The sequence below is a fragment of the Pseudomonas sp. XP2 genome (assembly GCF_053557975.1).
In genome coordinates this window covers 57,569-64,553 of record NZ_JBNRIK010000018.1, presented here as the reverse complement: position 1 = coordinate 64,553, position 6,985 = coordinate 57,569, and the positions used below count along the sequence as shown (strand labels likewise).

Annotated in this window: 5 protein-coding genes; all 5 read right to left on the bottom strand. The window is 63.0% G+C overall.

The window, feature by feature from the left end; genetic code table 11:
• Positions 1-46: 46 nt before the first annotated feature.
• Positions 47-832 carry a TenA family transcriptional regulator gene (locus tag ACK1VC_RS19105; protein ID WP_016485350.1) on the bottom strand — a complete coding sequence of 262 codons (786 nt, stop codon included), beginning with the start codon at positions 830-832 and terminating at the stop codon, positions 47-49.
• A 30-nt stretch (positions 833-862) separates the two neighbouring features.
• The gene (locus ACK1VC_RS19100; RefSeq protein WP_060518702.1) at positions 863-3,319 is read right to left on the bottom strand and encodes an EAL domain-containing protein; all 2,457 of its coding nucleotides are present in this window, start codon (positions 3,317-3,319) and stop codon (positions 863-865) included.
• Positions 3,320-3,580: 261 nt separating this feature from the next.
• A complete protein-coding gene (locus ACK1VC_RS19095) occupies positions 3,581-5,413 on the bottom strand; it encodes an ABC transporter ATP-binding protein (RefSeq protein ID WP_016485348.1) in 1,833 nt (610 codons plus the stop codon).
• A complete protein-coding gene (locus ACK1VC_RS19090) occupies positions 5,406-6,038 on the bottom strand; it encodes a DsbA family protein (RefSeq protein ID WP_060518704.1) in 633 nt (210 codons plus the stop codon). Before ACK1VC_RS19090 ends, ACK1VC_RS19095 begins: the two co-directional genes overlap by 8 nt.
• A gap of 3 nt (positions 6,039-6,041) precedes the next feature.
• Positions 6,042-6,974 (bottom strand): oxygen-dependent tRNA uridine(34) hydroxylase TrhO, encoded by a 933-nt coding sequence (gene trhO / locus ACK1VC_RS19085; RefSeq protein ID WP_016485346.1) that lies wholly within the window; start codon positions 6,972-6,974, stop codon positions 6,042-6,044.
• Between the last annotated feature and the right edge of the window lie 11 nt (positions 6,975-6,985).

The following is a 6,985-nucleotide window of genomic DNA, read 5'->3' as shown; positions in this document are numbered from 1 at the left end:
GGGGGGGCGGGGGCTCCCCGGCGATAGGGCCAGTACAGGCGAAAGATCAGCCGGCCGCCAACGCCGGGCGCAAACGGCCTTGCTGGCGGCTCTCCTGCTGCATGCACCGCTCCAGGAACAGGTACATGCAGTCGTAACTCTTGCAAATCGCCCTGCGCAACTCGGTACGCAGCCCAAGGCTCGGGTTCTCGCCGGCCAGGGTACAGATGATTTCCAGCGCCTCCCAAGGGTGCGCATCATCGTACTGGGCATGCATTTTCAACCACTTCATCGCCCGCTTGCGCTGGTCTTCCGGGAAGCCCTGGGCGTAGGTATCGGTCGAGCACACCACCGCCGACCATTCCCCGGTCGCACCCTCGATGGCGTAGTTGGTCGCTGCCATGGAAATGGCCAGGTTCTCGGTGGCGCACACGCGCCAGCACCAGTCGTTCAGGCCGTTCAGCTCGGGTGGCACTTCCTGGGCCTGCAAATCATGCAGGTGCACACCATGGGCCTGGCACCAGTTCACCCAGTAGTCGGCATGGTTGAGCTCGACGCGGATGTTGCGCATCAGCCAGCGCCGCGCCATGTCTTCGCCCTGATGGCGGCCATAGCGGGTCTTGGTCAGGTTATGGGCCATGTACAGAGAGAACTGCTCCACCACCGGCCAGCCACCGATCAGGTACTGACGAATGGTCGACTGCTTGAGCTGGCCGTCGCGCAGGCGAGCGTAGAACTCATGCTCCACCACCCGGCGCTTGCTCTCCCGGCAGTCTTCAATCAGTTGCTGGGCCCATTGGGGGTAGCTGGCGGGGTCCATCAGAGGCCCGATACGAACGAATGCATCAATCACTTTCAGCTCCTTGATCCTTGTGATTTCTCGCTAGCGAAATGTGCCAGGTGCCCGCTGCAACAGAGGCCGGGCGGCAATCCGTTGGCGCTGCAGACTGTCACAGGTGAACACCTGGGGGCGCTCGATCAGGTAACCCTGGGCGTAATCCACGCCTATTTCCTGCAGGGCCTGCTCGATCAAGGGTGTTTCGACGAACTCGGCGATAGTGCGTTTACCCATGACATGGCCGATGTGGTTGATGACCTCGACCATGGCCCGGTTGATCGGGTCGTCGAGCATGTCCTTGACGAAACTGCCGTCGATCTTCAAGTAATCCACCGGCAAATGCTTGAGGTAGGCGAACGACGACATGCCGGCGCAGAAGTCATCGAGCGAAAAGCGGCAGCCCAGCCCCTTCAACTCGTTGATGAAGCGAATGGCACTGCCCAGGTTGGCAATCGCGCTGGTTTCAGTGATTTCGAAACAGATCATCCGCGGCGGAATGGCATACTCGACAAACAACCGCTGCAGGTATTCAAGGAACTTGTCATCGCCAATGCTCGACCCTGACAGGTTGATCGCGCAGGTCGACAGCGGCCCTTCGCGGCCTTCGTCCAGGCATTGGCGCACAACCTGGAACACATTGCGCACCACCCAACGGTCCAGCGCAGTCATCAGGCCATAGCGCTCGGCCGCAGGAATGAAGCTGCTGGGCAGGATGGTGCGGCCACTTTCGTCGTGCAGGCGCAGCAGGATTTCGACATGGCCTGGGCCTTCAAAGGCTTTCAGCGGCGCTATTTCCTGTGCGTAGAGGCAGAAGCGGTTTTCTTCCAGAGCCACGTGCAAGCGCTGGATCCAGGCCATTTCGCCAAAACGCATGGACAGCTCGCTGTCGTCGGTGTGGTACACCTGTACGCGGTTGCGGCCCTTCTCCTTGGCCATGTAGCAAGCCATGTCGGCGGCCCGCAGCGAGGTCTCCAGGGTGCCAGGTGCCTGGGCCATGTGCACCAGGCCGACGCTGACCGTGGTGACGAACGGCCGCCCCTTCCACACAAAGTGCAAGCTCTGCACCATCTGGCGCAACTGCTCGGCAATGCGCTCGGCCTGCTCGGGCGGGCAGTTTTCCAGCAGCACGCCAAACTCATCGCCACCCAGCCGCGCCAGGGTATCGCCTTCGCGCAGGCCCGATTGCAGCACAGCGCAGATGTGCCGCAACAATTCGTCGCCAGCGGCATGCCCGCAGGTGTCGTTCACCAGCTTGAACTGGTCAAGGTCAAGGAACATCAGCGAATGCCGCCCGGCCTGGCGCGCCAGGCCGTTCAGCGCCTGCTCCAGGCGGTATTCGAACTCACGGCGGTTGGCCAGCCCGGTCAGGGCGTCATGGGTAGCCTGCCAGGACAGGTTGGCGATGTACTGCCGCTCCTGGGTCATGTCATGCAGCACCAGGACGATGCCACTGAGCTGGCCGTTACTGACGATCGGCGAGCCCACCAGGTTGATCGACACGGTGCTGCCATCCAGGCGCTGGATCAGCCGGGCATGCTCGGCGCCGCCCTTGAGGCTGCCACTCAGTACCTGCTCGACCAGGCTGCGGCCATCTTCCTCGGCCTGCTCGTCCACCAGGCTGAACAGCGCCGACAACGGCAAGCCCTGGGCCTGGCCAGACTGCCAATGCGTCAGTTGCTCGGCGGCTGGGTTCATGTAGCCGATGCAGCCATCCACGTCGGTGGTAATGACCGCATCGCCAATGGCCTGCAACGTGGTCTGGGCCCGCTCTTTTTCTTCCTGCAGGGCGCTGGCAAATGCCTGCCGCTGGGCCAGCAGCTTGCTGGAGCGGCGCCAGGCAATGGTAATGAGGAACATCGCTGTCAGCAGGTTGGTAATCAGCAGCACCCGCAGCAACATGCGCGAGCCTTCGCCCAAGGCATCGCTGAACGCCTTGGCCGCCGGCGTGACCCCTTCGTTGATGGTGACGATGCGGGCTTTCCAGGCGTTGACTGCCTGGGCGTCGACCGGGCCATTGGCAAAACTTTGGCGCATCTCGCCGGCCAGTACATCGAGCTTGGCCAGGTAGTCGTCGCCGATGTCCCAGTAGTCGATGGCTGTCTGCATGTAGCTGATGTTGCGAAAGTTACGGTAGAACCAGATGATCCGTTCGACATCGTTAGAGTGGTTGCCGCCTTGCAGCACAGCTTGGCGCGCGGCAGCCAGGTCGGGGCTGGGGTGGTCGAGCACCTCGCGTAGCTGGTGGTCACCCTGGGGCACGGTAATGGCCTGGCGATAACGCTGGTAGGTGCTTTCGTCGCGGGTGTCGGCGTACAGGTTCAGGTAATAGATGGCGTCTTTCTGCGCCTTGGACCACAGGCTTTCGCCCGCGACATAGGCACGCACGGCCGACAGCGTATAAAGGCTGAGGCTACCGAGTGCCACCTGGAAGACCACAACGGCGATGAAGGGCCAAGTGATGCCGAGCAACTTTGGCGCTTCGAGTGTGCGATGTCCCTTCATGGAGTCCCTGTCACAGAGCAGATAAGGCGCAAATCGACCCAGACAAGCACAGCGTAGGCCATCTGCCATCAACGTGACGGGGTTTTTTATGACAGGGAATCGCAGGATTTGCACGCACGCTGTGGGAGCGGCCTTGCGTCGCGAAAGGGCCGCGACGCGGCCGCCGAATTTAAAGGTTGATGCTGAAATTGCCGGGGCTGCTTTGCAGCCCTTTCGCGACACAAGGCCGCTCCCACAGCGACGGCACAAGGCACCTGAAATTCAGCTTTGCTGCAAGTGCCCATAAAGCTTGGCGTACAACCCACCCTCGGCAATCAGCTGCTGGTGGTCGCCATCTTCGGCCACATGCCCGCCATCGAACACCAGCACCCGGTCGGCCTGCTTCACCGCCGACAGCCGGTGGGCGATGATCAGCGTGGTGCGGCCGCTGAGGAAGCGCGCCAGGGCCTGGTGCAGGTTGTACTCGGTGGCGGCGTCCAGGGCCGAGGTGGCTTCGTCGAGAATGACCACCTTGGGCTCGGCCAGCACCATGCGGGCAATGGCCAGGCGCTGGCGCTGCCCGCCAGACAAGCGCACGCCGGAACGCCCCACCACACTGTCCAGGCCCTGTGGCAAGGCGGCGATGGTGGCATCCAGCTGGGCGATGCGCAGCGCCTGCCAGCACGCCTCGTCGCTGCAGTCGCGGCCCATGGCCAGGTTGGCGCGTACGGTGTCGTTGAACAGCGACGGGTGCTGCAACACCACCGCGACGTTTTCGCGCAGGGTTTCCAGGCCGATTTCCTGCAGGCTGGCACCGCCAAAGCGGATGGTCCCGGCCTGGGCGCTGTAAAGGCCCAGCAGCAGTTGCACCAGGGTGCTCTTGCCGCCACCACTGGCGCCGACAATCGCCACCTTTTCCCCCGGGGCGATGGACAGGTCGAGGTTTTCCAGCACCGGCTCGTCAGCATAGGCAAAGCGCAAGTCGCGCACTTCGATGCCCACCGTCTCGCGGCCGGCGAACGGGTCGCTGGCGGCCGGGTACTGCGGCTCGTCATCGCGTGCCAGCAGCTCGTTGAGGCGGCTCAGCGCACCTCCCGCGGCGTAGTAGGCATATTGCAGGTTGAGCAATTGCTCCACCGGCCCGATCATGAACCACAGGTAGCTGAACACCGCCAGCATCTGGCCGATGGAAAGGTCGGAGAACAGTACGGTCAGCATGGCCGCGGCGCGGAAGATGTCGATGCCGAACTGGAACAACAAGCCACTGGCTCGGCCACTGGCATCGCTCTTCCACTGGGAATCTACGGCGTAATCACGCACCTCGCGGGCGCGCAGGCCCAAGCGACCAAGGAAGTAGCCCTGGCGGTTGCTTGCACGGATTTCCTGGATAGCATCAAGGGTTTCCGTCAGCGCCTGGGTAAAACGCGCGGTGCTGTCGTTCTCAAGCTTTTTAAGGTGTTTGACGCGCTTGCCCAACTGCACGGTGAAGTAGATCACCAGCGGGTTGAACAGCAAGATCAGCAAGGCCAGCTGCCAGTGCATCCAGATCAGGATCGCCGCTGTGCCGGTCAAGGTCAGCATGGCCACCAGGAAACGGCTGAGTGTTTCGCCAACGAACTTGTCGAGGGTGTCCAGGTCGGTGACCAGATGGGTAGTGACCGTGCCACTGCCCAGGCTTTCGTATTCCTTCAGCGAAATGCGCTTGAGGCGCTCGATCAGGCGGATGCGCAGGCGGTAGACGATATCCTTGGCCAAACCGGCAAACAACTTGGCCTGGAGCACGTTGAATGCCAGGGCAGCCAGGCGCAGGCACAAGGTGAGCGCCAGCATCAGCCCGATATAACCGGCTGCCACCTGCCAGCTGGATGGCAGCAGGTGGTTCATCCACTTCAGGGCGGCATCGCCATGGCCCAGCAGCACTTCGTCCACCAGCAGGGGCAACAGCAACGGGATGGGCACACTGCAGCAAGCCGCCAGCACGGCGATGAGGTTGGCAGACCAGAGGTTTTTCTTGTGATGCAGGGCCAGGCGGCGGATTTCCGCCCAGCTCAGTCGATCGCCCGCAGCATGAGGCTTGCCCGGCACCGGGTCGGGTGACCCCGGCACATCAAGCACAGGCGGCCTGCTGCAGCCAGCGGCCGAGCAAGGGTTGCAGGCGCTCCAGCGGCTGGTAGCCGTTGGTCAGCAGCGCCAGCTGGCCATTGCGTTCGGCCAGCAGGGTCGGGAAGCCGGCGATACCCAGGTCCTGGGCCCAGCTGAAATCGGCTGCGGTGGCGGCTCGGGTATCGGCGCGGGCGAAGGTGTCGGCAAACACGGCGCGGTCGAAGCCGCACTGCGAGGCCAGCTCGACCAGCTGTGGCGCAGTGGTCACGTCCACGCCCTGCTCGTAGAACGAACGCTGGATCAGCGCCAGCAGCGGCCAGACGCGCTCGGCGTCAAGCTCGCGGGCGGTGACCAGGGCGCGACAGGCCGGCTCGGTGTCATAGACGAAGCCGCCAGGCATGGCCCCCTCGAAACGAAAAGGCTGGCCGGTGGCGTCAGCCACCGCCTGCCAGTGTTCGAGGATGTACTTGCGGGTGGAGCTGTCCAACGCGCTGCCGCCGGTGCGCAACCCGCCCGGCACCACGCGGGTGGCAACGCCCGCCTCACGCGCCTGGGCGATCAGGGCGGCGGCTACCGGCGCGAACCCCCAGCACCAGGAGCACATCGGGTCCATCACATAGATCAGGCGGGCAGACATGCATCAAGCCTCGGCTTTGTAGTTGTAACCGATCGGGTGCGGCAGGTTGCGGGCCTTGGCCAGCTCGATCTGCTTCTGCCGGTCGATGGCGCTGCGCCGGGTCTTCTCGCTCAGGGTGTCCCAGCAATGCGGGCAGCTGACACCTGGCGAATAGTGCTCGGACGCGCGCTCTTGTGCATTGATCGGGTGGCGGCAGGCGTGGCACTGGTCGTACTCGCCTTCGGTCAGGTCATGGCGCACCGTGACGCGGTTGTCGAAGACGAAGCAGTCGCCGTCCCACAGGCTTTCTTCCTGAGGCACTTCTTCGAAGTATTTCAGGATGCCGCCCTTAAGATGATAGACCGCCTCGAAGCCTTCACCGAGCATGTAGCTGGAGGCTTTTTCGCAACGAATGCCGCCGGTGCAGAACATGGCCACTTTCTTGTGCTTGCTGGGGTCGAAGTTGGCCTTGATGTACTCCGGGAACTCGCGGAAGGTTTCGGTCTTGGGGTCCACCGCGCCCTTGAAGGTGCCAATGGCCACTTCGTAGTCATTGCGGGTGTCGATCAGCAGCACTTCCGGGTCGCTGATCAGCGCGTTCCAGTCCTTGGGTTCGACATAGGTGCCGACCGCCTGGTTCGGGTCCACGCCTGGTACGCCGAGGGTGACGATTTCTTTCTTGAGCTTGACCTTGGTGCGGTAGAACGGCTGCTCGTCGCAGTACGATTCTTTATGGTCGACATCGGCCAGGCGCGGGTCGTTGCGCAACCAGGCCAGCAGCCCGTCGATGCCTTCGCGGGTGGCCGACACAGTGCCGTTGATGCCTTCGTGGGCCAGCAGCAGGGTGCCTTTGACGTCGTTGTCGAGCATGGCCTTGAGCAGCGGTTCGCGCAGCTCTACGTAGTCTTGCAGGGTGACGAACTTGTACAGCGCCGCGACGACGATGGGTTGTGACATGAAACAGGTTC